The organism is Psychrobacillus sp. BL-248-WT-3 (assembly GCF_012843435.1).
Taxonomy (GTDB): Bacteria; Bacillota; Bacilli; order Bacillales_A; family Planococcaceae; genus Psychrobacillus.
This window is the reverse complement of the sequence record NZ_JABAFC010000012.1, coordinates 41,063-65,678: the sequence shown is the minus strand read 5'-3', so window position 1 is coordinate 65,678 and position 24,616 is coordinate 41,063. Positions and strand designations below refer to the sequence as shown.

29 protein-coding genes are annotated in these 24,616 nt (G+C 37.2%); 14 read left to right on the top strand and 15 right to left on the bottom strand.

Going from position 1 to position 24,616, the window contains the following annotated elements:
• Window positions 1–131: 131 nt before the first annotated feature.
• Window positions 132–1,367, top strand: a complete 1,236-nt coding sequence (locus HF876_RS08680) for an MFS transporter (RefSeq protein ID WP_169359670.1) — start codon at window positions 132–134, stop codon at window positions 1,365–1,367.
• A gap of 59 nt (window positions 1,368–1,426) precedes the next feature.
• Here HF876_RS08680 and HF876_RS08675 read toward each other — a convergent pair whose 3' ends face one another.
• On the bottom strand, window positions 1,427–2,245 hold the full coding sequence (locus HF876_RS08675) for an SDR family NAD(P)-dependent oxidoreductase (protein ID WP_169359669.1): 819 nt from the start codon (window positions 2,243–2,245) through the stop codon (window positions 1,427–1,429).
• A 256-nt stretch (window positions 2,246–2,501) separates the two neighbouring features.
• Here HF876_RS08675 and HF876_RS08670 point away from each other — a divergent pair, with 256 nt between their 5' ends.
• Complete coding sequence (locus tag HF876_RS08670) at window positions 2,502–4,364, top strand: transglycosylase domain-containing protein (RefSeq protein ID WP_169359689.1); 1,863 nt, start codon at window positions 2,502–2,504, stop codon at window positions 4,362–4,364.
• 27 nt (window positions 4,365–4,391) lie between these two features.
• On the opposite strand, the gene HF876_RS08665 is transcribed toward HF876_RS08670, so the two are convergent.
• Together HF876_RS08665 and HF876_RS08660 are read right to left on the bottom strand one after the other, a co-directional pair.
• Window positions 4,392–4,979 (bottom strand): TetR/AcrR family transcriptional regulator C-terminal domain-containing protein, encoded by a 588-nt coding sequence (locus HF876_RS08665; protein WP_169359668.1) that lies wholly within the window; start codon window positions 4,977–4,979, stop codon window positions 4,392–4,394.
• A 79-nt stretch (window positions 4,980–5,058) separates the two neighbouring features.
• A complete protein-coding gene (locus HF876_RS08660) occupies window positions 5,059–5,619 on the bottom strand; it encodes a DUF5366 family protein (protein ID WP_169359667.1) in 561 nt (186 codons plus the stop codon).
• Window positions 5,620–5,923: 304 nt separating this feature from the next.
• Here HF876_RS08660 and HF876_RS08655 point away from each other — a divergent pair, with 304 nt between their 5' ends.
• The 7 genes from HF876_RS08655 to mnhG are packed head-to-tail and all read left to right on the top strand — an operon-like array spanning window position 5,924 to window position 11,704.
• Window positions 5,924–8,356 carry a Na+/H+ antiporter subunit A gene (locus tag HF876_RS08655; protein WP_169359666.1) on the top strand — a complete coding sequence of 811 codons (2,433 nt, stop codon included), beginning with the start codon at window positions 5,924–5,926 and terminating at the stop codon, window positions 8,354–8,356.
• Window positions 8,343–8,765 carry a Na(+)/H(+) antiporter subunit B gene (locus HF876_RS08650; RefSeq protein WP_169359665.1) on the top strand — a complete coding sequence of 141 codons (423 nt, stop codon included), beginning with the start codon at window positions 8,343–8,345 and terminating at the stop codon, window positions 8,763–8,765. Before HF876_RS08655 ends, HF876_RS08650 begins: the two co-directional genes overlap by 14 nt.
• A complete protein-coding gene (locus HF876_RS08645) occupies window positions 8,765–9,106 on the top strand; it encodes a Na(+)/H(+) antiporter subunit C (protein ID WP_169359664.1) in 342 nt (113 codons plus the stop codon). The genes HF876_RS08650 and HF876_RS08645 overlap by 1 nt, the downstream gene beginning before the upstream one ends.
• Before the next feature lie 31 nt (window positions 9,107–9,137).
• On the top strand, window positions 9,138–10,589 hold the full coding sequence (locus tag HF876_RS08640) for a Na+/H+ antiporter subunit D (protein WP_481900281.1): 1,452 nt from the start codon (window positions 9,138–9,140) through the stop codon (window positions 10,587–10,589).
• A complete protein-coding gene (locus HF876_RS08635) occupies window positions 10,589–11,068 on the top strand; it encodes a Na+/H+ antiporter subunit E (protein ID WP_169359662.1) in 480 nt (159 codons plus the stop codon). The genes HF876_RS08640 and HF876_RS08635 overlap by 1 nt, the downstream gene beginning before the upstream one ends.
• Entirely contained in the window at window positions 11,065–11,346 is a 282-nt protein-coding gene (locus HF876_RS08630; RefSeq protein WP_169359661.1) for a Na(+)/H(+) antiporter subunit F1, read from the top strand. Before HF876_RS08635 ends, HF876_RS08630 begins: the two co-directional genes overlap by 4 nt.
• Window positions 11,330–11,704 carry a monovalent cation/H(+) antiporter subunit G gene (mnhG, locus tag HF876_RS08625; RefSeq protein ID WP_169359660.1) on the top strand — a complete coding sequence of 125 codons (375 nt, stop codon included), beginning with the start codon at window positions 11,330–11,332 and terminating at the stop codon, window positions 11,702–11,704. Before HF876_RS08630 ends, mnhG begins: the two co-directional genes overlap by 17 nt.
• 278 nt (window positions 11,705–11,982) lie before the next feature.
• On the opposite strand, the gene HF876_RS08620 is transcribed toward mnhG, so the two are convergent.
• Complete coding sequence (locus tag HF876_RS08620) at window positions 11,983–12,243, bottom strand: hypothetical protein (protein WP_169359659.1); 261 nt, start codon at window positions 12,241–12,243, stop codon at window positions 11,983–11,985.
• Window positions 12,244–12,302: 59 nt separating this feature from the next.
• Entirely contained in the window at window positions 12,303–13,805 is a 1,503-nt protein-coding gene (locus tag HF876_RS08615) for a leucyl aminopeptidase (protein WP_169359688.1), read from the bottom strand.
• Between the two features lie 122 nt (window positions 13,806–13,927).
• Between HF876_RS08615 and HF876_RS08610 the strand changes: the two genes are divergently transcribed.
• Window positions 13,928–14,404 carry a divergent PAP2 family protein gene (locus HF876_RS08610; protein ID WP_169359658.1) on the top strand — a complete coding sequence of 159 codons (477 nt, stop codon included), beginning with the start codon at window positions 13,928–13,930 and terminating at the stop codon, window positions 14,402–14,404.
• A gap of 1,144 nt (window positions 14,405–15,548) precedes the next feature.
• On the opposite strand, the gene HF876_RS08605 is transcribed toward HF876_RS08610, so the two are convergent.
• The 6 genes from HF876_RS08605 to HF876_RS08580 all read right to left on the bottom strand — a co-directional run bounded on the left by HF876_RS08605 (window position 15,549) and on the right by HF876_RS08580 (window position 19,341).
• The gene (locus HF876_RS08605; RefSeq protein WP_169359657.1) at window positions 15,549–15,878 is read right to left on the bottom strand and encodes a YuiB family protein; all 330 of its coding nucleotides are present in this window, start codon (window positions 15,876–15,878) and stop codon (window positions 15,549–15,551) included.
• A gap of 94 nt (window positions 15,879–15,972) precedes the next feature.
• A complete protein-coding gene (locus HF876_RS08600; RefSeq protein ID WP_169359656.1) occupies window positions 15,973–16,095 on the bottom strand; it encodes a YuiA family protein in 123 nt (40 codons plus the stop codon).
• A 364-nt stretch (window positions 16,096–16,459) separates the two neighbouring features.
• The gene (locus HF876_RS08595; protein WP_169359655.1) at window positions 16,460–16,954 is read right to left on the bottom strand and encodes an NUDIX domain-containing protein; all 495 of its coding nucleotides are present in this window, start codon (window positions 16,952–16,954) and stop codon (window positions 16,460–16,462) included.
• Between the two features lie 111 nt (window positions 16,955–17,065).
• Window positions 17,066–17,239: a hypothetical protein gene (locus HF876_RS08590; protein WP_169359654.1), complete on the bottom strand. Its 174-nt coding sequence runs from the start codon at window positions 17,237–17,239 to the stop codon at window positions 17,066–17,068.
• A 193-nt stretch (window positions 17,240–17,432) separates the two neighbouring features.
• Complete coding sequence (locus HF876_RS08585; RefSeq protein ID WP_169359653.1) at window positions 17,433–18,644, bottom strand: NAD(P)/FAD-dependent oxidoreductase; 1,212 nt, start codon at window positions 18,642–18,644, stop codon at window positions 17,433–17,435.
• 334 nt (window positions 18,645–18,978) lie between these two features.
• Complete coding sequence (locus tag HF876_RS08580; protein WP_169359652.1) at window positions 18,979–19,341, bottom strand: HesB/IscA family protein; 363 nt, start codon at window positions 19,339–19,341, stop codon at window positions 18,979–18,981.
• Window positions 19,342–19,484: 143 nt separating this feature from the next.
• Between HF876_RS08580 and HF876_RS08575 the strand changes: the two genes are divergently transcribed.
• The gene (locus HF876_RS08575) at window positions 19,485–20,156 is read left to right on the top strand and encodes a DUF2225 domain-containing protein (protein WP_169359651.1); all 672 of its coding nucleotides are present in this window, start codon (window positions 19,485–19,487) and stop codon (window positions 20,154–20,156) included.
• Window positions 20,157–20,200: 44 nt separating this feature from the next.
• Here HF876_RS08575 and HF876_RS08570 read toward each other — a convergent pair whose 3' ends face one another.
• Window positions 20,201–20,434, bottom strand: coding sequence for a NifU family protein (locus tag HF876_RS08570; protein ID WP_144538629.1), 234 nt, complete (start codon window positions 20,432–20,434; stop codon window positions 20,201–20,203).
• Between the two features lie 334 nt (window positions 20,435–20,768).
• Here HF876_RS08570 and HF876_RS08565 point away from each other — a divergent pair, with 334 nt between their 5' ends.
• Together HF876_RS08565 and HF876_RS08560 are read left to right on the top strand one after the other, a co-directional pair.
• Window positions 20,769–21,248, top strand: a complete 480-nt coding sequence (locus HF876_RS08565) for a hypothetical protein (protein WP_169359650.1) — start codon at window positions 20,769–20,771, stop codon at window positions 21,246–21,248.
• A gap of 191 nt (window positions 21,249–21,439) precedes the next feature.
• Window positions 21,440–21,766 (top strand): YuzD family protein, encoded by a 327-nt coding sequence (locus tag HF876_RS08560; RefSeq protein WP_169359649.1) that lies wholly within the window; start codon window positions 21,440–21,442, stop codon window positions 21,764–21,766.
• A 52-nt stretch (window positions 21,767–21,818) separates the two neighbouring features.
• Here HF876_RS08560 and HF876_RS08555 read toward each other — a convergent pair whose 3' ends face one another.
• Window positions 21,819–22,886 carry an NAD(P)/FAD-dependent oxidoreductase gene (locus HF876_RS08555; RefSeq protein WP_169359648.1) on the bottom strand — a complete coding sequence of 356 codons (1,068 nt, stop codon included), beginning with the start codon at window positions 22,884–22,886 and terminating at the stop codon, window positions 21,819–21,821.
• 128 nt (window positions 22,887–23,014) lie between these two features.
• Here HF876_RS08555 and HF876_RS08550 point away from each other — a divergent pair, with 128 nt between their 5' ends.
• Window positions 23,015–23,251 carry a YuzB family protein gene (locus tag HF876_RS08550; protein ID WP_169359647.1) on the top strand — a complete coding sequence of 79 codons (237 nt, stop codon included), beginning with the start codon at window positions 23,015–23,017 and terminating at the stop codon, window positions 23,249–23,251.
• 112 nt (window positions 23,252–23,363) lie between these two features.
• Here HF876_RS08550 and HF876_RS08545 read toward each other — a convergent pair whose 3' ends face one another.
• Both HF876_RS08545 and HF876_RS08540 read right to left on the bottom strand, forming a co-directional pair.
• Window positions 23,364–24,128: a TIGR01457 family HAD-type hydrolase gene (locus tag HF876_RS08545; RefSeq protein ID WP_169359646.1), complete on the bottom strand. Its 765-nt coding sequence runs from the start codon at window positions 24,126–24,128 to the stop codon at window positions 23,364–23,366.
• Window positions 24,115–24,576 (bottom strand): DUF86 domain-containing protein, encoded by a 462-nt coding sequence (locus tag HF876_RS08540; RefSeq protein WP_169359645.1) that lies wholly within the window; start codon window positions 24,574–24,576, stop codon window positions 24,115–24,117. Before HF876_RS08540 ends, HF876_RS08545 begins: the two co-directional genes overlap by 14 nt.
• Window positions 24,577–24,616 lie beyond the last annotated feature (40 nt).

The window sequence follows — 24,616 nt, the reverse complement described above, 5'->3', positions numbered from 1 at the left end:
CACCCCAAAACAGTTTATCATAATTAAACACACTTTTCAGTGACAAACTTTTAACATTCAACTTCCTTAGTCACTCGAAATGTTTTATAATCTAAATAAGAGTACGTGTCAAAAGAAAGAAGGGATTTTCAATGAGCGTACAAAAACGTAACTTTATTATTATGTGGTTCTCCATTTTCTTAGTATCTAGCACCATGACGATGATCATGCCTTTCCTTTCCCTATATATTAATACGATGGGTGATTTTACAGATGCCTACGTGCAAAAATGGTCTGGTCTAGTATTTGGAGCTACCTTTGTTTCTGCACTTATTATGTCTCCTATATGGGGGAGAATAGCTGACAAATATGGTTATAAGCCAATTTTAATCATAAATGGATTCGGAATTGCGCTCAGCGTACTTTTAATGGGATTCATAAATTCGGTAGAAGCATTCTTTGTTCTTCGATTGTTTATGGGTGTTGTAACTGGTTTTATCCCAACTTCACTGGCATTTATCAGCTCTCAGACAGCAAGGGATGTTGCAGGCAAGACCATGGGCACGTTACAAATGGGTAGCGTATCTGGTACATTATTCGGGCCTGTCATAGGCGGGTTTATGGCTGATACGTTTGGTTTTCAATACACATTTATTATTACAGCTACAGCAGTATCTATAGCTGCACTCCTAGTTATTATAGGGATTAGAGAACAACGTCGGGTTAAAGCGAAGGATGAGCATGAATATTCTAGAAAGACGGTCGTTTCTGGTATTTTTCATCATCGTCTAATACTTAATGTCCTAATGATTACGTCTTTAATACAAATAGGACTTTTTAGTATTCAGCCTCTTCTCTCCTTATATGTCTCCCATTTAACTGACTCCAGTGAAGTTGCTCTTTTAGCCGGCATAACCTTTAGTGCTACTGGTGTAGGTAGTCTTCTTTTCGCCAGAACATGGGGCAAGCTTGGAGACTCGATTGGCTATGAAAAGGTTCTATCTATGCTACTACTTATTGCTTTTGTGTTCATCGTTCCGCAAGCCTTTGTTACCGAGCTGTGGCAACTGATGGCTCTACGCTTCCTATTTGGGATTGCTTCAGGTGGTCTAATACCAGTGACTACTGCCTTGATTCGACGAGAAGCACCAATCGAAGTTCAAGGAGAGCTTATGGGATACAACACAAGCTTCCGCTTCTTAGGTAATATTATAGGTCCGATGTTTGGTGGATTTATTAGTGGGTTTATCGGTATATCCTCTGTTTTCTTCGTTACGGGTGCCCTATTCCTGATAGCTTTCTTCATACTCTATTTCGCCGGTAAGAAACCCGTCCAAGACTTTGAAGAAGTGCTTCATGAGGAAGAACTACACGCTAATACACAATAAGTGTAAGGCTTTCGACGCTAAATGGTCGGAAGCCTTTTTGTTTTATATAGTGATCCTGATTATCCTTCAAACGGCAAAGGTTGAGTTCCATCGACATCAGTAAATCCATATTTTTTTGCTAGTTCTGCCACCATTAGCGTTTCTCCAGAAAACTTAGATACTGTGGTGTCTGTTGCTAGAGCCAAAACAGCACGACCTACATATGCTGTTGTTTCTTTAGCTCCATCCTTGGGTCCAAAACCTGAATCTATCACTCTTTCCGTCCTCATCCAACCTGGGCAAACAGCAATGGCTGAAACATTGTATTCTTGTAATTCCTTTGCCATTCCTCGTGTCATTCGATTAATAGCATTCATAGCTAAGTCGTAATATAAATTACTAGAGATTTGGTCTTTTATAAAAAATGTGAGATTTACAATTAATCCTTTTTGGTGCTTTGTCATTAAAGGCACAGCGTATCGAGTAGTTAGTAAATAGGCTTGTGGCCCAGCAACCATCATAGCCTCCCAATGTTCCAATGGGCGTTCCCAAAAATGCCGTCCATCCCCTGATGGTAGCGATCTTTCGGATCCGCCAAATACACTATTAACTAAAATATCAATCCGACCCTGTTCCCTTCCAATTCTCTCAAACAGCTTTCTTACGTCACTACTACGTGTATGGTCACATTGTATCGCAATACCTTTACCCCCTCTTAAAGTGACACCATCGGCAGTTTCCTCAATGGTTTCCGGACGGTTATCGGTTGTACTCCCCTTTACACTACGCCCTGTTACGTATACTGTTGCACCTGCACTGCCTAGTTGATAAGCAATTCCCCGACCCGCACCACGGGATGCTCCTGTAACAACAGCAATTTTTCCTTGTAATGGCTTCATATTTTACTGGCTCCTCTAACTGTACCTTTTAAATTTTTTTACGATTCTTCCTCATAAATTTTAACATAAATATCCATTTCAAGAAGCAGTAGTATAATCCGTAATAGTGTTGTCTGCGCAGTGCATTTACGAATAATCAACCTTTTCTTTTACATAGACCCAATTTTACACTTCACACCTCATATTATTTGGTCGATAGAATAAGCATGGAATATGCTATTCTTTAAATAGATTACAAGAACTGGAGTGTAAAATGATGCGACAAGGTATAGGATTTTTAGTCATCTTGTTATGTTTTCCCATACTGTGGATTTTATATTCCTTTATCCATACAGAGGTGCTATCTGCAGCCTCCTTTAATTCGGATTTAGAACGTTCCATTCAACTATCAAATCCTACCATAACCTCCCCTGTAGTGCTCTTAGATAACAAAGGAAAACTATTCTCAGAGGATTATATCGAATGGAGAGAGCCTCTTTCTTTAGAAGAGATTCCCTTATTTGCTCAGGAACTCTTTCTTCAAAGTGAAGATGAAGAATTTTATCAGCATATCGGCTTCAATTTCACCGCTATTTTTAGGGCTGTCTTTGCAAATGCATCTGCCCAGCAAATGGAACAAGGAGGAAGTACTATTACTCAACAGCTTGTCCGCCTCCGCTATTTGTCTACTGAGAAAACGTATGAAAGAAAGCTAACGGAGTTACTATATGCGCATGAAATGGAAAAACAAACGAGCAAAGAGGATATTTTTACAAATTATTTAAACGAAATTTATTTCAGCAATCAAGTATATGGAATAGGAGCAGCCTCCACATTCTATTTTGGACGCTCAATCGATCAATTGAGTGAGGCAGAACTAGCTTTTATAAGTGCAATACCAAATAATCCAACCATTTATAATCCGCTCACCAATTTTGAAGCAACAAAAAATCGCCAGGAGCTTCTAATTGATGTCCTCGTTAAAAACGGTAGACTTACTGTCGAACGAGCAAATGAAATAAAACAAGCACCAATTAAATTAGTGACGAAAACGAAAAAGCAATTATATCCTGCATATAGCACGTTTGTGTTACATGAATTAGAAAGCCTTATTGCTCATAAAGAAGGCTTTAAGGACAAAATAGCAAATGCTCAAAATGAACAGCAAAGGCAATTTATTGAACATGAGCTAAAGACTCGTGTTGATGAGGTTATTTCCAATGGAATAACCGTGCATACTGCACTGGATCCTCTGAAGCAAGAAGATGATGAGCGGTATATTAATAGTCTATTAAGTAAAAAGTCGAATCTACAAGCTGCTTCTGTAGTTATTAACAATGATACAAGGGAGATAGTAAGTATTTATGGTGGGAAGGATTACAAGAAACTAGACTTCCATAGAGCCTATCAGGCAATTCGTCAGCCCGGCTCTGCCTTTAAGCCGCTACTAGTATACGCACCATTGTTTGAAACAACTACGTATACTCCCAATAGCTCTATAAACGCCGGAAAACTGTGCATAGGCTCTTATTGCCCGCAAAATTATGGTGGTGCAGTATATGATTATGTAACCATTCAAGAGGCATTTCGTTTAAGTCACAATACACCAGCTGTTAGATTATTAGATACAGTCGGCATTGAAAATGCTTTTGCGAGAATCTCTCCTTTTCAGTTTGAAAATATAGAGGAAAAAGATCACACGTATTCTGCTGCGCTAGGTGGATTAACAAAAGGGGTCACTGTGTTAGAAATGGCAGATGCCTATACTAGCTTTATCAATGGGACCTATAAGCCTGCACGTGCAATTCAGAAGGTCGTAGATAAAGAAGGAACTGTTTTATATGCTTGGGAGGATGATTTCCAAGAAGTATGGTCTTATAAAACAGCTCAAACAATGAGGGGCCTGCTTGCGCAGGTAGTAACAAACGGAACTGGAAAAGGAATTTCTGTCAATTCTTCCTATGTCGGTGCTAAAACAGGGACCACAAATGAGTATTATGATTACTGGCTAGCTGGCCTAACCGATACATATACTTCAGCAGTATGGATTGGTTATGATTTACCTAAAAATATGAAAAGCATAGAGTCCAACAAAATACACCATCGAATTTTTAATCGAATTATGGATAAAAAAAATTGAGAAGCCAATGTTGAGCTTCTCTTTTTTTTATACACTTTTTATGAAGTTCAATATTTTCAAGTATAAAACAGCTACCTCTTCTGGTGTTTCCCGATGTGTATGAGATAACCATTGCTCTATGAGACCTAATATGGCCGAAGCTGCAAATGCAGACAAATAATCTGTTGGAATGGTTGGATCGATAGATGACATTTCCGTTGTTTGATAATTTTCCTCGAATTGCTCTACAAAGAATTTTTTTAGTCTTAAATGAAAGCCAGACGTATTGTTTTTGGACAATAAAACGATAAATTGGTCCACATGCATTTCGATATATCGGAATACTTCCATGGAAAAGCCTGCAACTTGTAATTGTTTCACCATTTCCACTTTATACTTGGAATCTATAGATGCTATATGTAATCGGAGCCCTTCCAAAAGCTCTTCTTCTACTTTTTCGAGCAAGTCGTATTTATCAAGATAATGTAAATAAAAAGTTCCTCTGTTTATACAAGCACTATCTGTTATATCTTTTATCGATATCTTTGTAAATTCTTTTCCCTTTAATAGGGAAAGGAACGATTGTTGTATTTTTTTCTTTGTTTGCATATTCATCTTATCAAATACAGTATCCAACCCCTTGCCTCCTCGCGATACATCTATTTAAAGATTACATGGACACATCATTCAATATTTCCTAGGCAATATTTGTCGATTATAAAAATGGCAGACTTGCAATAATTCCATTATAAAGTTTAATAATTACATAAATAACTAACGCAAGGAACAAACTCCACACAATTATTTCAAACATAACTAGTCCCAACGTTCCAATGAGTGTCATCGAGTTGCTTAGCTTAAATACAACATAAATAAAATAGATGAAAGCTGTAACTAAAAAGACAAGCATAAGAATTTGTATGGATTGAAATCCGACAGCTGAAATAATTGCTCCACCTAGAAAAATGACATAGCCACCTCGGGCCTGTGCCATCGTTTTCCCCTCATAATCCTTTGAAAAGAATAACATTCCGATCTCATGAATAGTCTCTGCAATTAATTTTAAGGCAGAAAAAAGCATGAAATAAATAAGAGCAAATACAATTAGAACGAACAGTTTTATCTCAAAATCAGTAAGAAACTCTTTCATTCCACTGTACACACCAATAACCTTAAACAATTCAATTGCTTTAAACATAGTGTAGGTAGAAAAGGTTAAACTAAACAAAATGATTGTAATTAACGGAAGAAAGCCAAACACATAAGGGTTTTTCATTGTTGCTCCTCTAATCTATAGGAAATTCTGATACTTAGTATGATATCGGATGGGATTCCCCTTTCGCAAGAGCCTATCTAAATTTCCATAAAAAACACGAGCAATCGAGACGAGAAACAACAAATATTTACTAAAAGAATCTCATTTTTTCTCCCCTCTTCCATTTTAGTTATCTCACATTATTTACGCTTATAAAATATGGTTGCTTATATATAGGAAGGAAGTAATAAGCCATGCAAACACATCATATTTGGAGTATAATTTTATTCATATACATAAATATATTGTTGGAAGGAGGATTCTCATGTCCATGATTTTTGCAATATTCTTGCCTATTATTTTGGCTATTTTTATCCCTTTATTGTATAAAAAAGCAAAAAGAATCCATACTGGATGGTTTGTACTAATCGCACCTTTAATTTTAGTAGTTTTATATGCATTGTATATCCCTTCAGTAATGGATGGAAAAACTTTTTCAGAAGAAATGCCTTGGATTCCATCACTCGATATTTCATTAGTCTCGTACATAGATGGCCTTAGCTTACTATTTTCTTTATTAATAACTGGGATAGGATCCCTCGTAGTTCTCTACTCTATCTTTTATTTAGATAAGGATAAAGAGAATCTAGGAAATTTTTACGTATACTTATTAATGTTTATGACGGCGATGCTTGGCGTTGTCCAATCTGACCACTTAATTGGGCTCTATTTTTTCTGGGAGCTAACTTCAATTTCATCATTCTTACTCATTGGCTACTGGTATACTCGCGATCGTTCTCGCTTTGGTGCATTGAAATCTATGATGATTACTGTATTTGGTGGATTGATGATGCTAGGTGGCTTCTTACTGCTAGGCATTATGGGAGAAACTTTCTCTATTAGGGAACTCATCTCACAAGCAGCTACTATTGCCGAGCATGATCTATTCGTCTGGGCGTTAGTCCTAATATTACTTGGCGCATTTACAAAATCTGCTCAATTCCCTTTTTATGTTTGGCTTCCAGATGCTATGGAAGCACCAACACCCGTCAGTGCCTATCTACATTCAGCAACTATGGTTAAAGCAGGATTATATTTAGTTGCACGACTTACTCCTATTTTCGCACTTTCTGAGGTTTGGGTTTGGTTAGTCACTGGTGTCGGTATCCTCACACTATTCTGGGGATCATTCTTTGCAGTTAAACAGACTGATTTAAAAGCAATTTTGGCTTTTTCTACAGTAAGTCAGCTTGGTTTAATCATGTCGTTACTAGGAATTGGCTCTATTGCGTATCACGTTACAGGTGATTTAGTAACGACATACACATTTGCTACATTTGCTGCTATTTTCCACCTTCTAAATCATGCAACCTTTAAAGGAAGTCTCTTTATGATTGCTGGAATTGTAGATCATGAAACCGGCACACGTGATATTCGTAAGCTTGGAGGGCTAATGAGCCTGATGCCAATTAGCTTTACGATTGCAATGATTGGTAGTCTTTCTATGGCAGGAATTCCCCTATTCAATGGATTTTTGAGTAAGGAAATGTTTTTAGATGCTACCCTGTCACTCCAGCATGTTGGTCTATATTCAATGGATACTTGGTGGATATTGATTCCAATCGTTGCCTGGGTTGCGAGTGTCTTTACATTCGTTTACAGCTTGTACTTTGTACTACACACGTTCCGCGGAAAGCATACACCTGAGTTACTGCCGAAAAAAGCGCATGAGGCTCCTATCGGAATGCTTATTTCCCCTGGAATATTAGCAACACTTGTAATCGTGATATTTTTTATTCCAAATTTCGTTGGAAATACATTTATTAAGCCTGCAGTAGCAGCCATTCAACCGAGCGTATATGCTCTACCTTCTGACGTAGGATTCAAAATAAAGGCTTGGCATGGATTTGATTCGCCCGCGCTATATATGACACTAGGAATATTCCTTGTCGGCTATCTTTTATACAAAACACTACCTAAATGGAGTGTTGCCTACTCGAAGATGCCAGCCAAGGTTACATTGAACGGCATTTATGATTGGTTAATGATGCTTTCAGAGAGTGGCGCCAAACAGGTGTCCTCTTTATACATGAAAGGTTCCATCCGCTCCTACTTAATTTACATTTTTGGAGCAATTATTATTTTACTTGCAAGCACTTTGTGGATAAAGGAAGCCTTTGTCATTAGCTTTGATAACTTAGCGCCTATTAAGTTTTTTGAAGTACTGTTATCTTTATTAATTATTATTGGAACACTTACAATATTAATTACTAAATCTAGACTCACTGCAATCATTGCTTTGGGGGCTGTAGGATATACAGTTGCATTGTTTTTCATCATTTTCAAGGCACCTGACCTGGCGCTTACTCAGCTAGTAATTGAAACAGTTTCAGTGGCATTATTCCTTGGAGCGTTCTACCACCTACCTAAATTAAACAAGCACGAAAAAGGGAAGGAAGATCGTAAATTCCGTTTAACTAACTTTCTCATAGCCCTAGGTGTTGGAGTAATGGTTTCCTTAATAGCTATTTCTGCACACTCTCAAAAACTCGTTCCTTCTATATCGGAGTACTATAAAAAAACCGTCTATAGCGAAGCAGGGGGCGGGAATATAGTAAACGTAATTTTAGTAGACTATCGTGGTTTTGATACATTGTTTGAAATTGGTGTTCTTACTATAGCTTCTCTAGGAATAATAGGCATGATCACACTAAGATTGGCAAAAAAGAAAGGAGAAAATAAAGTTGAAAACAAATGATTTAATCATCCAGACAACGACGAAAGTAGTCTTTTTTATCATCTTTCTTTTCTCCATCCATATCTTCTTTGCTGGTCACTATACACCTGGAGGAGGATTTGTCGGGGGCTTGCTAATGTCCAGTGCAATTGTGCTTCTTTTACTGGCATTCGACTTAAAAACAGTACAGGATATGCTGCCTTTAAACTATGTGATGGTAACTGCAATAGGACTTATTATTGCCTTAGCAACTGCTGCAGGATCTATCTTTTTTAACGTACCTTTCTTCACCCACGTGTATGACTATTTTAATCTTCCCTTACTAGGGAAAACATCCATCCATACTGCGATGTTTTTTGACACCGGAGTATATTTAGTAGTTGTGGGTGTTACAATGACAATTATTCAAATGATAGGAGGAGATGAATAATGGAAATTATGATGTCCATTTTAATCGGCTTTCTATTTATGGCTGCAGTCTATTTAATCCTCTCCCGGAGCTTAATTCGGATTATTATTGGAACAGGCTTACTGAGCCATGGAACCCATTTGCTTCTTTTAACAATGGGAGGCCTTGGAGGAAAATCTGCTCCGGTCTTAGCTGATGGAGTAACTGACTATGCTGATCCACTTCCGCAAGCCTTAATATTAACGGCTATTGTAATAGCCTTCGGTGTTACAGCATTCTCACTAGTTTTAGCCTATAGAACGTATAAAGAAGTGGGAACAGACAATATGGAACTTATGAAAGGATCTGAAGACAATGATTAATCTATTATTATTCCCAGTCCTCATCCCTTTCTTGTTTGCGGCAATTCTTTTATTTTTCCCTAAAAGAATAAAAGCGCAGCGAATTGTCACTATTGTTGGATTGCTAGCGGCACTAGTATCGGCTTTTACCTTACTTTTTAAAGTAAAAACAGATGGTGTACAAACCCTTACCCTAGGTAGCTGGGCTCCACCATTTGGGATTACAATGGTTTCAGACATGTTTTCAGCTCTTTTAGTCACCTCTTCTCTTATCATCACTTTATTTGTTGTATGGTATAGCTTTACTTACATAGATGAAGCTAGAGAAAAATCATTTTACTATCCAGCTATCTTATTTATGCTAACTGGTGTAAACGGAGCATTTACTACAGGTGATATTTTTAACCTTTTTGTATTTTTTGAAGTATTATTAATGGCTTCATATGTACTAATCGTGTTGGGTGGAGAAAAAACACAATTAAAAGAATCTATTAAATACATAATAGTCAATATTGTCTCTTCATCCTTATTCGTTATTGCAGTAGGATACTTATATTCCGTAGTTGGGACATTAAACATGGCTGATATTTCCGTTAAATTGGCCGAGCATGGTGGGGTAGGAATCGTAACAGTAATCGCTGTATTATTCTTAATAGTGTTCGGGATAAAAGGCGGTATCTTCCCTCTTTACTTCTGGCTACCAGGCTCTTATGCCGCTCCGCCAGTACCTGTACTAGCTTTGTTTGGCGCATTGCTTACTAAAGTCGGTGTGTATGCTATTATGCGTACCTATACTTTGTTCTTTACAACAGATGTTGGGTTCACTCATGAACTGCTCATGATACTCTCGATTATTACGATCATCGTCGGATGTATTGGTGCACTTGCTTACTTTGATTTAAAGCAAATTATTATTTATAATATCGTCATTGCTGTCGGAGTAATCCTATTCGGTGCTTCTATTATGAACGAAAACGGAATGATTGGTTCTGTATTTTATTTAATCCATGATATATTGATAAAAGGTGCTCTGTTCCTACTGATTGGAATCGTTATTAAAATTACAGGCACATCCAATTTACGAAAAATGGGTGGATTGATGAAGAAATATCCACTTCTTGCTTGGAGTTATTTAATCGCAGCATTTGGTTTAGCTGGAATTCCTCCATTAAGCGGCTTTATTGGTAAGATGTTAATCGTTCAAGGTGGTTTCGAAGGGGAATTATTATGGCAAAGTATTTTTATCCTACTTTCTAGTCTCATCGTTTTACTTTCCGCGATACGTATTTTCATTTATGCATTCTGGGGTGAGCCAAAAGGCGAATCCTCTTATCTGGACGCTACGTCCTATAAGCGTTTATTAGTTCCAACAATAGCTCTAGTTGCTGTTACTGTTTTTTATGGTGTTGGAGCTGAATTCTTAGTGCCACTTATGACTGATGCATCCAATGTGTTATTAGATCCTTCCTTATATGTTGATGCTGTCTTTGAAGGGGTGAAATAATGGCTTTTCAAATTTTGTTAAATGTATTTATAGCCCTTACGTGGATGTTTCTATCCATATCATTTAAACCTACTACTTTTATAGTAGGATATCTGCTCGGTTTGGTAATGCTTTTCATGCTTCGAAAATCCTTTAAGTCACGATTCTATATGGATCGGGTATTGGCTGTGATAAAATTAGCATTCTTATTTTTAAAGGAGCTAATTTTATCAAACTTCTCTGTATTAAAATTAATCGTGAAGCCAGAAATGCCAATACGTCCGGCAATCTTTGCCCTAGAAACGGTATTGACTGAAGACTGGGAAATAACCTTGCTGTCTAGTCTTATAACATTAACACCTGGTACAGTAGTTATCGATGTTTCTGATGACAACAAAACGTTATATATCCATTCTATCGATTTTAGCGATATTGACGAAGCAGTAAACTCCATACGCGATACTTTTGAGAAAGCAATTTTGGAGGTGAGTAGATCATGATAACTTTTTTATGGGTAATTGTCGTGCTTATCAGTGCTGCTTTACTAGGCTTCATATATCGTCTTGTAAAGGGGCCTACTACTCCAGACCGGGTTATTGCCTTAGATGCCATTGGAGTCGGCCTAATCTCATTAATAGGTCTGATTTCGATTTTATTTGACACTCCATTCTTTTTAGAGGTCATCCTCTTATTGGCCGTTCTTTCCTTTATTGGAACAATAGCGTTTTCTAAGTTCACGGAGAAGGGAGAGATCATTCAACGTGACCGTAATAGCTAATATTCTTATCGTAGGTACTATATCCTTTGGAACTATTTTTATCCTGGTCACTGCAATAGGCTTGTTTCGGTTACCTGATGTCTACACAAGAGCTCATGCCGCTTCCAAAAGTGCAACGCTCGGTGTAATGAGCATCTTAATAGGAGTGTTCCTTCACTTCTGGTTAATCGAGGGCACATTTAATTCTCGAATTTTACTTGGTATATTATTTCTCTTCATTACTGGCCCTGTCGGTGGTCATATGATGGGAAGAGCTGCGTATTATTCTGGTGTGGAATGCTGTGACCTTACAGTACGAGATGACTTAGAAGAAGTTGTCGAAGAGAAAAGAAAGAATATGAAGGTAAAAGCTAATTAGCTAAAAGAGTAGGGAAATTCATATGACTTTCCCTACTCTTTTTTTAAGGCTAAAGTATCCTCCCTTGAATTTAGAGCCAGTTTTCTACCATCGAGGAGTTGGATGTCCCTCCAGTGCATGGATTACGACAATTCAGCACTCCTTTACTACAATCGTGCTCTAATTTTCGACAATCACTCATTTTTTTACTATAATCCAGGGGCTGGAAATAGTTTCAACTAAAAAAAGCTTTTGCAAAACGTGATCCTCCACGAATTGCAAAAGCTTTTTTATACTAGTTAATAATACGGGGAATATGGTGAACCATAGTAAGGATAAGGCTGGTATGGATAAGGTTGATATGGATATGGTTGTCTTGCACCAAATCCAATAATAGAAGAACCTAAAAGTCCTCCTACAAAGCCTCCTAATAGCGGAGCTCCAAATCCACCAAAGCCACCACCAAAACCTCCGTAACCTCCAAATCCTCCAGGGCCACCTGGACCCCTAGGACCTCCTGGACCTCTTCCCCCATAACCACCGCGTTGATATCTAACCATAATGTCCCTCCTTTCAACACAGTGTATGCTATGTGGGATAAGTGTCCTGTGCGTTTATCCTACTCTTCGTCTGCCATTCTTTCAATAAGCGTTGCTAAAGTACGAACCATTACACCAGTACCGCCTTTTGGTCCAAAGTCATATGCTGCTTTTGCATCGGACGTACCTGCGATATCTAAGTGAATCCATGGTGTATCTTCTACAAATTCTCCTACGAAACCACCACCGAAAATCATATGGCCATCTCCTCCAGGGGAATTGTTTAGATCTGCGACGTCACTTTTACGAATGCGTTTCTTATCATTTTCAGTTAACGGAAGTCTCCATACAAATTCTCCTGTTTCCAAAGAGGATTCCATAAAGGTTTCAAAAAATTCTTCATTATTTGTTAGTGCTCCAGTTTTGTCAAATCCTAATGCGGTGATTACTCCACCTGTTAAAGTAGCCACATCGACAATGTAATTAGCACCTTGCTGTTTTGCATATGTTACCGCATCTGCAAGAACTAAACGTCCCTCTGCATCTGTATTAAGAATTTCAATCGTTTTTCCGCTCATAGAAGTAATAACATCATCCGGCTTAAATGCATTTCCAGAAATCATATTGTCCGTTGAAGCAATTACTGCTATTACGTTTTTATTAGGGCGAAGCTCACCAATAATTTGCATAGCACCTAAAACTGCTGCTGCTCCACCCATATCGCCTTTCATACCAACGATACCAGTTTTTGTTTTAATAGAGTAACCTCCTGTATCGAAAGTAATTCCTTTCCCAACAAGTGCTACCACATCATCCCAATTATCCGTAGCTTGATATTTCAAAGCTATTAAACGTGGTTCTTCAACTGATCCTTGGTTTACCGCCAATAAAGCTCCCATACCAAGCTCTTCTATTTCTTTCTTACCTAATATTTCTGTTTCAAAGCCATATGTCTCACCAAGCTCTCTTGCATACTCTCCTAGTTGTGTAGAAGTCAGCACATTCCCTGGTGTATTCACTAAAATTCTAGCTTCATTAACAGCATCCGCATAAATACTTCCTACTTCAAAGTAAGTTGCAGCTTCTTCTAAGTCAGTATCTGTTAAAAGCTCGATAGCTGGTAAATAATAATCCGGCACGTTAGAGGTTGTTTTATAGCCCTCATAAACAAAAGCTCCCATACCAATCCCCTCACCAGCTAAATAAGCTACATCAGCTTCTGTAGCGCTCTCAGAGGTAAATGATGGAACCCACACTGCAAGGGATTCAGGCTTGCTAGAAAGTAGCTCTTTCCCTACTAAACCAAATGCTTCTCGAATATTTTCTTGTGTTAACTTTTTACGATCTCCAAGCCCTACAAATAATATTCTTTTAACAGTTTCTTGACCTGCTATTGGGACTTTAATTATTTTTTTCGAGTCTGATGATATGTCACCACTTTTTACCCAATCAAGAATGTGATTTCCATACACATTTAATAATGCATCCCATTTCTCTGTATTTTCAGGATGCTTAGGAATTCCTACCACTAGTGTTTCGGATTGTACTTCTTCGAATGTTACATTGTTAGTGCTAATAATCATCATTTTTCCCCCTACATAATTTGGATACATTCTTATTATATAGCAACGAGAATGATTTTTCGAATAGTGAGAATATGTTATACTAAAAGTAACAAAGTTTTACAAGGAAGGCGGTGTCTGCTGTGGCAATTCTCCAAAATACTCCACTATTAGCTGCTCTTTTCTCCATCTTCTTTGCCCAGTTCGTGAAAATACCAATACATTTTCTGGTCACTAAAAAGATAGATTGGAAATTATTCACTTCTACAGGTGGAATGCCAAGCTCTCATTCGGCTGCTGTAACGTCATTGTGTACAGCTATTGCTTTTGAAACGGGGTTAGACTCTACCCTTTTCGCAGTTGCTACAGTGTTCGCAGTTATAGTGATGTTTGATGCAACAGGTGTTAGATTTCAAGCCGGTCAGCAAGCCATCATTATCAATCAGATGCGTGTAGATTTTCAAACTTTTGTTAATCAAACAAAGGATTGGGGACACAAGAAGAGCGAGGAAAAGCTAGAAGAACTAAAAACTTTACTTGGACATAAGCCTATTGAAGTTTTTATGGGGGCATTAACCGGTATTTTAATATCCATCGTTATTTATACGGTTATTTTATAAGGCTATCAAGGTGAAGGTTGAATAAATTAAAGCTTTGTTAAAGTTATCGGTTGATTTTGACTAACAATTCTTTTTTATAGTGACTGTAAACATTATAAAAAGTCAAATGGCTATTAAGAACTTAAATAGTTGATGAATTGGGGTTGTTGACAGTTTTTCTACTTTATTTATGCGAGTAAGTTTATAAGCGCTTTATCGATGCTAAAGCTGTTCCCGTTTATTGATTGGAGCGCCAGACGGCGACTCCTACGGGATGAGTGAGACAGATAAGACATCACAACCACGCGCGTAAGCGATGGGTGATGGCTTATCGCTCACCCCGAGGAAAGCGTCCGGCTGGGGCGGAAATCAATTCTACTCTCTGATCTAAGATTTCTTTGCATCATAAATCAACCCTAACCTTTAACATAGCCTAAATTAAAATGAGCTGGGATATTTTCTCCAAGCTCATTTTTATTTGATTTCTTTTTTTAAAGGGTTTTATTTATAGATTTATCATTTAACTGAACTCATTTTTTTACTTATGAACCAGAATAATATAGTAAGAACAAGTAGTATGACAGGAGTTAAACCAACATATTTCCAAGCATTATTCGCCCCTAAAAAATAATATGCTATCGGTATAAAAGTAAACGTACTAATTAATAAGAAGACCCAAGACTTTTTAACAAAACCAACTAATAAAGTTAAAATTGAAACAAATAATGAAAGTTGCCATAATAATAACATTTTCCCACTCCCATTTAACTTATTTGTTCTTCAGTAATATAAACCTCATAAGAGGAAGCACACAAATGATAATAAAAGAGTAGATATCACTTCAGCCGAAACATATGCATATAACTAGAAAACTGTTTGTGTGTATTTATAATAATCTTTTTTAAGCAGAGTTAAGTAGAGTGGCTCTATAACAAGAAAAGCGCAAGCGCCTGTCACTGCCCCGACAGGCAAATGGGCAAAATCGAGGAGGCAGTTCCTCAGCCACCGCAAACGCTTTTGTTTGCGACGAGCTTGCGCAGGAGCAGCTTTTATCCATTTGACCCCGAGGGGCAAGGCGGTGGAGCTAGACATTAATTTATCCACAGGTTCAGTATTTTATAATTTCCTAAACACCAAAAAAAGACAGCCTAGACAGGCCATCTTTCTAAAACATCTGATATCCACTTTTACGTAGCATTTTAATCACAATTCCCGCTAGAATTGCACCGACAAAACCACTTGATAAAATAACGATATCTGCCATATGTAGTGACATGAATTTTTCTCCTAGAGCAGAGAAGGAAGAACCCGGTTTTGTAAAGTAATCAAAGAATCCGACCTCATCAATAATAAATATCACTATAAGTGGATAAAGAATAGCTACAAACCAAGACATTCTAAGCAACATATTTAATAGGAAGGCGATTCCAAAAAACATTACTAGAAATATTAGAACTGAAAGAATCATCTGTGTAATTGTAAAATTCATAGTCATTAACCTCCGTTACATCTTTAAATAGTTTACCTTAACGGAGGCAGGTATTCAATCCAGTTATCTCTTTTCACATTTTTGTCAAAAAGCCTTATTATTATTTCTTGCCAGTGCCCTGACAACAGCCGCATGTTTCGGATCCTCCAAGCCTTAATTGAAAGTACCCTTCCCCTTTACAATACGGACATGATTTTGAAGTTACTTCTTGTAATTTAGTCATTCTTAGCGCCTCCTCATTCATTTATTTATAATATTCAGATAATATATCACGTATTAATATATTTGTAAATGAACATCCTCTACTTTTTTATATAAATGTGTCTAAATAATGAAATTATTCTAATTATTTAATTTATTATTAATTAAAACGTTTACCTTTTTGTTTGAAAAAAACCGAACAATTGAAAATGAATATTAGGGTTTATATGCTTTTATTAATACAGCAAATTATTTTTGGCTTATCTAGCGGATGCTTTTTATGGGGGGAGCGTAATGACGTAAGCTATTATATAAGAAATTAACACATAATATTAATACGGCATAAAAAGCTAGGCTAGCCACTTATGCCGTATTAGTTTCAGCTTTTATTTTATGAATAATTTATAACTCGTATAACCAAATATATCTCCTGGATCTACACCATCTATAGTTGGAAAACCCACCTCTAAGGAAGCTGCTGCTAGCTCATGTAACATAACGGAGGCTGTCTGATCGAGCAATAAGTCTGTAGGATGAATCCACTTTGCCTCGTAAAGCTCTGACAGCTGGACCTGGATAATTGGCTCATCTGTTGTTGGTTCGAGAAGAAAAATAGCCATATTATCACTTATTTTTCCTTGCAATACACCACTTCTAAACCCGATCATATTGATGACCCTACAATTTACCGCTGTCTCCTCTAATACCTCTCTGAGCACAGCCTCGTCAACTGTTTCATTGCCATTTACAAAGCCAGCTGGAAGCGACCATTTACCTTCCAACCCACCGTATCGCTTGTTAACAACCAACCATTCACCTTTACTATTTAAAACTAACCCAGCTACTCCTAGCCATACGCTACCTCTTTTATCTCTAGACATTAAACCAACTCCCTTAAGATAAGTGTAAGCGCCAATTTCCTTCAAGACAAGAAAATGGGGAGAAAATTAAAGGGAAAGTTCTTGTTACGATTATTTTTTAATGGATCTCAATTATCTTTTTTTTCTTGTTCTATTAAAACCAAAAACAGCAGAAGAAAGAACAAATATAGCTGTGCATAACCACATCGTAATTCCATTCCACTGTCCCTCAAAAAGAACGATATTGGTTAAAATTATTAATTGCATCAAGCAAATTGAAATATATAAAACTAGTTTAGTTTGCATTGACTTCGACCCCCTTAACCTTATTACAAGGTACTAAAAGTTAACCTTAAACTTAGCACGCCTTTTATTATCCACTAATTTAATTATAATTGGATGTGATTAAGCTGAAAGCGCTTCTCTAAACTTTTTGGTATTTTCCTCCACAAAAAATCTCCTACTGAATAATTCAGTAGGAGATTTGGTTATATTAATATTATAGTTTGAATTTACCTTTTTTGATCATTAATGGAACTCCACCGATCATGTAAAGAGCACGGTTATCAATAACCTTTTTCATAATAGAAGCTTTTGTACCAGTAAGTTTTCTACCCATTACGTCACCAATTGCATCATGCTCACCTAAAGAACATACTGTTCCTTTAAGCTCAGGAACGAATTCCTTCGTATTTTCACCCTTCATAAGAGCTACGATATTTTGAGCTACTGTTACAGCTTGTTGCATTGCAATTTGAGCTGTTGGTGGGTATGGACGATTAATTGCTTCGTTGATCATCAATGCACAGTCTCCAACGATAAATACGTCTGGGAAACCAGGAGCACGCATATCTTTTTCAACTTTAACACGAGCACGCATGTTTTCGATGCCAGAAGTTTCGATTAAACGGTTTCCGCGGACACCAGCTGCCCAAACAACCGTACCAGCTTTGATGAATTCAAATTCTTCTTCACCTTTTTTAATCTTAACGCCTTCAGGAGTTGCTTCTACTACTGGTGTTCCAATAGAGAATTCAATTCCTTTTGCTTCTAGTTGGCGAACAGCATATTCAACTAGCTCAGGATCGAATCCTGGTAAAACCATAGGTGCTGCTTCAACACAAACAACGCGTACTTTTTCTTTTGGAACATCATATTCCGCACAAAGCTCAGGAATACGATTCCCTAACTCTCCTAAGAATTCGATACCAGAGAATCCAGCCCCACCTACAACGATTGTTAAACGAGCATCATCTCTTGTTTCTTCTGTAGACCATGTAGCAAATTGGTACTCGATATGGTCACGGATTTGACGAGCTGCATTTACGTTTGCAATAGATAAAGCATATTTATCTAAACCTGTAATTCCAAATGTTTCTCCTTCAAAGCCTAATCCAATTACAAGGTAATCATATGTGTATTCCCCAGCACTTGTTGCTACTTTTTTAGAGTTTACATCAATTCCTTCAACTGTAGCTTTTACGAATTGAACTTTTCCTTTATTGATAACGTCTTTAATATCGTAACGTACTTGATCTGGACTTAACGTACCAGCCGAAGCCTCATGTAACCAAGTTGATTCGTAATGATAATCGTTTTTATTTATTAAAATTATATCTGCTTCATCTGTACCTACTAATTTTTGAAGGTTTACTACAGTAGATAATCCACCGTAACCTGCTCCTAATACTAGAACTGTTGGTCTTTTCACGAAGATCGCAACCACCTTTTTTTATTTTTTATAACAACCGAATAATACATAAATCTCGTTCATTCGTTTTTAGCTTGTCATTTTTCCGACAAATTTCACACTATACCTATTTTAGACCTTTTAGAATAGGATTTCAACACTATTTAACAACATTCTAAAGGTAGGAATATACAGATAATTGTTAGTATTTATTAAAAAGTTCAAATGCAAGTTTAACTAACATGCAATAAGGAAACTATTCAGTCCTTTTAGCTTTCTCCTTTTAAGAGCGTATATGCTTTTTTATTTATAAAAAAGAACATTTTCTAATGCAAGAAAATGTTCTTTCATTTATTTAACAGCTTTCAGGTGTGCCTTCTTTTTTAGCAGTTCTAAACGATGAACCACAACCACAGGAAGCAATTGCATTCGGGTTATCAATCGTAAAGCCTCCACCCATCAACGACTCTTTATAATCGATGACCGTTCCAGTAAGTATAGATGCATCTTCCTTGGAAACAATGATGTCTAGTCCGTGCTGATGCAAAACTAAATCATCTTGATTTTTCTCTTTTTCAAATCCCATACCATAGGAAAGTCCGCTACATCCACCACCGTTAACGGAAACACGTAGAAGTGAACCTTCCTCCTCATTGTGGACCATCATCTCTTTAACGCGGTAAGCTGCCGCTTCAGACAAATTAACTACTTCTGTCATCTAGATCACATTCCTTCCTTATGTATATATAATATCAATGTTTTCACTATCTATACAAGGAAAACTACTCGAAACTCGCATCGCTTTCTACATATTTTTACAGTATAATAGAAGAAATAATAGGCTTCTAAGGGGAAAAAGTAATGGAAATACTTCCGTATTATCAAAAAGAGGTAGTATGCTTACACTGTAAAAATAAATTTAAGTCAACTAAGATTCGTTCGAAATATATAAAGCTAGAAACCCATGATACAGATTTTCAACCAATCTACCAAAATAAAGAGATCAATCCATTACTTTATAATGTATTTGTATGTGAGCACTGTGGCTTTTCGTTTACAGATGATTTCACAAAATATTTTGCTCCAAGTGTAAAAGACGCAATTAAGGAGAACATAACTAAACAATGGACATCACGTTCGTACGGCGGTGAAAGAACGATTCAAGAAGGGATCACTGCTTATAAGTTAGGAATTTTATGTGCATCTTTAAAGAAGGAAAAGTTTGTATCCATAGCCGGCTTAGCATTGCGAGTAGCTTGGCTCTACCGTATATTAGGACAAAAAGATGAGGAAAAAAGATTTCTAGAAATAGCAAGAGATCGCTATATCGATTCGTATTCTAGGGAGGATTATAGCGGAACTCAAATGTCTGAGATACGAGTTCTTTACATGATAGCAGAGCTGTCTAGACGAGTTGGGGCAAGAGATTTAGCTACACGCTATTTTTCGATGATCTTAGAAAAACAAAGCTCTTCTATTGAACCTTCACTTATTGAGATGGCCAAGGAACGCTGGCAGGAAATGCGTACATAAAGAAAAAGAAGCCAGTTAGGCTTCTTTTTTCATATTTATTTGGATTAAAATACTTGTTCTACTTCTACGATACCAGGTACTTCCTCTAGTAAAGCGCGTTCTATACCAGCTTTTAAAGTGATCGTAGAACTTGGGCAGCTTCCGCATGCTCCTAAAAGTCGTAGTTTTACAATGCCGTCTTCAACGTCAACAAGCTCGCAGTCCCCACCGTCTCGTAGTAAGAATGGGCGCAATTTATCTAAAACTTCTTGAACTTGTTCATTAATTGTATCAGTCATATAGATCGACTCCTTTCACTACAATCATTATAGAATAATTGCTGATTAAATGGAAGTGTTTACTTCCCATAAAACATCTACGGTAAATAGTCTGCCCAAAGATGAATGAATATTACATACTGTGATCTCTGCATGACATTCAAAGAATGGCTCCAGGTAGTTTTGAACATCTCAAAATAAGCTTATGTCATATCTTTTAGTAAAAAAGGACATTAATTTATGCCATTTTTATTAACTTTTGTTACTATCTTCACAACACTTATTTTAGAAAAATTGTACAATTTTGTATTTTGGTATAAAATGTCACTTAATGACATAGCAGGAGGCTAATTAATTGAAAAAATTACTATCGTTGACGCTCATTTCAATCATGATGGTCGGTTGTTCAAATGAAAAAGACCTTGCGGATCACGAGAAAAAAATCGAAGCGCTGGAAAAAGAGAATCTAGAACTGAAAGATAAACTAAGTGAGGACAGAGCTGACTACAACGAATTCCTACAGGAAACCGATAGAACGTCGAGGCGCTTCATGGATTTACTTGCAGCTGAGGATTTCGAAACGCTAAAAGCCGAGTTCCCGGTCGAGTTCGAAGTAAAGAACAATGCGATACACCTCATGGAACCAGAGGGTAATCTACCGTTCGAGGTCGAACTGGCCAAGCAGTCGAAACACATCGGTTTCTTCAACAAATTTGATGACATGACCGAGATAAGCTATTACATGTATAACCCGCAGCACGACAGCAACAGTCTCGTCGTGTTCCATTACGACAAGGATAACCAATTGGAGTACGTCTCATTAGGTGGCAGATAGAATAAGAGAAGAAGTATCGTATATCCCTATCGCTCCTTATTGGGCTAGTAAATTAATCCAGTCCTGACTTTGCTCATGAAGCCTCCTATTAAAATGAAGAGGTGTGGACCTTTTGACAGCTTTTCAGTAACCCCTTTATAATGTAATGTGTAGGGGATAAGGATTAAACAGATAAAGGGGACAAGTAAATTATGGCACAAGAAAAGCTCACTGTAGAAGTTTACGGTGCCGATATAGTATGTGCAAGCTGTGTGAATGCACCTTCATCAAAGGACACATACGAATGGTTAGAAGCCGCTATCAGCAGAAAATTTCCAGAACATCAAATAACATTTTCATATATTGATATAGAGCAGCCTCTAGAAGATGAAAAACAACAATCGATTGCCAATCAAATTGCCAATGATGAGTTTTTTTATCCACTAATCATGATTAACGAGGAAGTAATAGGTGAAGGATATATTCAATTAAAGCCAGTATTTTCGGCTCTTGAAAAGTATGGGTATATAGCAAACTAAATAATCGCAAAAAGCTTAGTAACGTATTCTTTACGTTCCTAAGCTTTTTATTTTAACCGTTATGTCGTTTATACATCCATAGTAAGCCTGACTTCATTAATCTCGCAATGCGACCAGTAACTGAGATATCTGCCAAATAGGCAAATCCTTGTTTTTTCCCTAATGATCCCATGAAGCCTTTTAGTTTAATCTCTGGCATTTTCTCTGGTAGCGGCTGACCCTTCCAGCGTGCTTGTAGAACCTTAACTATTTGTTCTGCCTGTTCTTCTGCAAGCTGAGCACTTGGTGCAAAAGGTAAAGAAGCGCAATCTCCCACCACAAATACATTCTCATAGCTTGGTAAATCATGATATTGAGTTAGAATAATGCGTCCTGTCTTATCCTTCTCACCTGGTAAAGCTCGTACTGGTGCTGCAGGCTGAATACCAGCAGTCCATACTACTACATCCACAGGGATTATTTCATCATGATTGTATAATTTATTTGGCTCGACCTTCGTTATATTCGAGTTGCTAATAACGTCAACATCATTTGTGTCAAACCATTTTTGTACAAAATTACTTAAGCGCTCTGGAAAATCTCGTAATACACGAGGACTACGATCAAATAATTTAATCTTAAGGTCCGGTCTACTTTCTCGAAGTTCACTTGCAAGCTCGATTCCGCTTAAGCCTGCTCCAACAATACCTACTATAGATCCAGCTGGAAGTCCACCGATTTTATTATAAGTGTCTCTTGAACGTCCTATTGTTTGAATACTATAAGTGTATTCCTCTGCACCCGGAACGTTATGATATTTATCCTCACAGCCTAACCCTATGACTAAATCATTGTAAGGAACAGTTTGTTCACCTTGTAGAATCACTTGCTTGTTTTCTACATCGATTGTCTCAACTTCCCCATAAACAATATTTAGTTTGTTACTGTCTGGAAAAGCAACTCTTATATTTTGGTCAGATGAAGTTCCAGCTGCTAAAGCATAAAATTCTGTTTTTAAGCTATGAAATGGCGTACGATCTATTAATGTTATTTCTACATCATCCGGTAAATTATTTGGCAATAGGCGTAATAATACGCGCATATTACCGTATCCACCACCTAATAAGACTAATTTTCGCATAAATATTCTCCCTTTTCTTTCAATGTCTCCTCAAATTATAAATGATTGTGACAGTTTTCACAATACAACTTCTCAATTGACCTTTTAAAAAAAATAGAGTAGCATGACGATGTAGTGAGGTGACAGCTATGAATCCAATGGTTGAATTTTGTATAAGCAACCTTGCAAATGGTTCACAAGAGGCTTTTGATATATTAGAACAAGATCCAGATTTAGACGTACTAGAATATGGCTGCCTCAGCTATTGTTCTCTATGCTCTGAAACGCTATTTGCCATCGTAAATGGAGATGTAGTCGAAGGTAATTCCTCTGAAGATTTAGTATCTAATATATACAAATATATTGAAGAAAATCCTTTGTTTTAAGAGCAACCGCAAGAAAATCTGATTTTAAAATAATTTTTTAAACTAATAGAAAAAAAGGCACTCTTCTGTTCAAACGAACAGGAAGTGCCTTTTTTTCATTTTTTAATGCTATTTATTTTATCCAATCATGTAAGGTTTCTAAGAAATGAGTCGGTTTTTTCAGTAACATCTGTAGCTCTTCAGTACGATTGACTCCTGTATTGACGTGAGCTGTATCAATACCCATGTGTATCCCCGTAAGGATATCTGTTTGATAGTTGTCTCCGATCATAACCATCTCTTTTTTTTTAAAACCATACTTTTTTTGAATAAACTCCAGCATAAATGGCTGTGGCTTTCCAGTAAAAATTGGCTCAACACCAGTAGAATGCTCTACTAATTTCGTGAATGCACCATTCCCAGGAAGATACCCTCTCTCGCTTGGAAACGCATGGTCACTATTAGTAGAAATAAATGCCGCTCCTGCTCTCACTGATAAACAAGCCTGCGCAAGCTTCTCATAATTGACCTGATGGTCTATTCCCATTACGACCACTTCCGCTAGCTCATCAGTCGTCTCAATTCCCACGGAGGCTAGAGCATCGCTTAGCCCCTCTTCCCCAATCATGAAAACACTCTTTGCAGGATAATGCTCTGCAATATAATTTGCTGCAGCAATACTAGAAGAAATGATTTGCTCCTCTGATGTTCGTATTTCCATCTTTGCGAGCTTCTGCTGTAATTGCTTTTGAGTCATCGATGAATTATTTGTTACAAAGAAAGGCTCGATTCCTTTATTTTGCAAATAATGAACAAAATCGACAGCTTCACGAATTGGTGTTTGTCCCTTATAAACAGTTCCATCTAAATCTAAAAAGTACCCTTTATAGGCGGACATCGGAGTCCTCCGGTAAAAATGCCGAAACGGGTCCAAGTTCGTTAATCAAATAATTTTCTACTCTTTCTGGGAACTGTTTTAAATAAGGAAGGTTTTCCACCAATACGCTTTCTAATTGCTTATGGTCAACGGAAAAGAAATGTCTTACAAGCTCTTTTCTCATTTCAATCACAGCTTTTAAAGGGGCATCCATTTCAGGTGTAATAACTTTTTCATCGGTTAAAATATCAATTATATCGTCATAGCCACCCGGATCTCTCATGATGAAGCCATCAATCATAGAATTACCTACATCTATAACAGACTCAATCATATTTTGTCCAACTCGCTCCAGGGCTAACTTGGTAATTTCATTTTCATTCCAGTCTTTATTGCCATCAATTAACACTAACAATTCTCTCATATGCTTTAGTGTCAGTGCTATACTTTTACGGTCCACAAAATACATGGTACAGCCTCCTAATTTCTTGTTTTCGTTGATATCTACT

What these genes read in the sequence shown, in the direction of transcription:
- HF876_RS08680 (WP_169359670.1), top strand. Translation starts at nt 132, where the DNA reads ATGAGCGTACAAAAACGTAACTTTATTATTATGTGGTTCTCCATTTTC.
- HF876_RS08675 (WP_169359669.1), bottom strand. Translation starts at nt 2,245, where the DNA reads ATGAAGCCATTACAAGGAAAAATTGCTGTTGTTACAGGAGCATCCCGT.
- HF876_RS08670 (WP_169359689.1), top strand. Translation starts at nt 2,502, where the DNA reads ATGCGACAAGGTATAGGATTTTTAGTCATCTTGTTATGTTTTCCCATA.
- HF876_RS08660 (WP_169359667.1), bottom strand. Translation starts at nt 5,619, where the DNA reads ATGAAAAACCCTTATGTGTTTGGCTTTCTTCCGTTAATTACAATCATT.
- HF876_RS08655 (WP_169359666.1), top strand. Translation starts at nt 5,924, where the DNA reads ATGTCCATGATTTTTGCAATATTCTTGCCTATTATTTTGGCTATTTTT.
- HF876_RS08645 (WP_169359664.1), top strand. Translation starts at nt 8,765, where the DNA reads ATGGAAATTATGATGTCCATTTTAATCGGCTTTCTATTTATGGCTGCA.
- HF876_RS08635 (WP_169359662.1), top strand. Translation starts at nt 10,589, where the DNA reads ATGGCTTTTCAAATTTTGTTAAATGTATTTATAGCCCTTACGTGGATG.
- HF876_RS08630 (WP_169359661.1), top strand. Translation starts at nt 11,065, where the DNA reads ATGATAACTTTTTTATGGGTAATTGTCGTGCTTATCAGTGCTGCTTTA.
- HF876_RS08620 (WP_169359659.1), bottom strand. Translation starts at nt 12,243, where the DNA reads ATGGTTAGATATCAACGCGGTGGTTATGGGGGAAGAGGTCCAGGAGGT.
- HF876_RS08615 (WP_169359688.1), bottom strand. Translation starts at nt 13,805, where the DNA reads ATGATTATTAGCACTAACAATGTAACATTCGAAGAAGTACAATCCGAA.
- HF876_RS08605 (WP_169359657.1), bottom strand. Translation starts at nt 15,878, where the DNA reads ATGACTATGAATTTTACAATTACACAGATGATTCTTTCAGTTCTAATA.
- HF876_RS08600 (WP_169359656.1), bottom strand. Translation starts at nt 16,095, where the DNA reads ATGACTAAATTACAAGAAGTAACTTCAAAATCATGTCCGTATTGTAAA.
- HF876_RS08595 (WP_169359655.1), bottom strand. Translation starts at nt 16,954, where the DNA reads ATGTCTAGAGATAAAAGAGGTAGCGTATGGCTAGGAGTAGCTGGGTTA.
- HF876_RS08590 (WP_169359654.1), bottom strand. Translation starts at nt 17,239, where the DNA reads ATGCAAACTAAACTAGTTTTATATATTTCAATTTGCTTGATGCAATTA.
- HF876_RS08580 (WP_169359652.1), bottom strand. Translation starts at nt 19,341, where the DNA reads ATGACAGAAGTAGTTAATTTGTCTGAAGCGGCAGCTTACCGCGTTAAA.
- HF876_RS08575 (WP_169359651.1), top strand. Translation starts at nt 19,485, where the DNA reads ATGGAAATACTTCCGTATTATCAAAAAGAGGTAGTATGCTTACACTGT.
- HF876_RS08570 (WP_144538629.1), bottom strand. Translation starts at nt 20,434, where the DNA reads ATGACTGATACAATTAATGAACAAGTTCAAGAAGTTTTAGATAAATTG.
- HF876_RS08560 (WP_169359649.1), top strand. Translation starts at nt 21,440, where the DNA reads ATGGCACAAGAAAAGCTCACTGTAGAAGTTTACGGTGCCGATATAGTA.
- HF876_RS08555 (WP_169359648.1), bottom strand. Translation starts at nt 22,886, where the DNA reads ATGCGAAAATTAGTCTTATTAGGTGGTGGATACGGTAATATGCGCGTA.
- HF876_RS08550 (WP_169359647.1), top strand. Translation starts at nt 23,015, where the DNA reads ATGAATCCAATGGTTGAATTTTGTATAAGCAACCTTGCAAATGGTTCA.
- HF876_RS08545 (WP_169359646.1), bottom strand. Translation starts at nt 24,128, where the DNA reads ATGTCCGCCTATAAAGGGTACTTTTTAGATTTAGATGGAACTGTTTAT.
- HF876_RS08540 (WP_169359645.1), bottom strand. Translation starts at nt 24,576, where the DNA reads ATGTATTTTGTGGACCGTAAAAGTATAGCACTGACACTAAAGCATATG.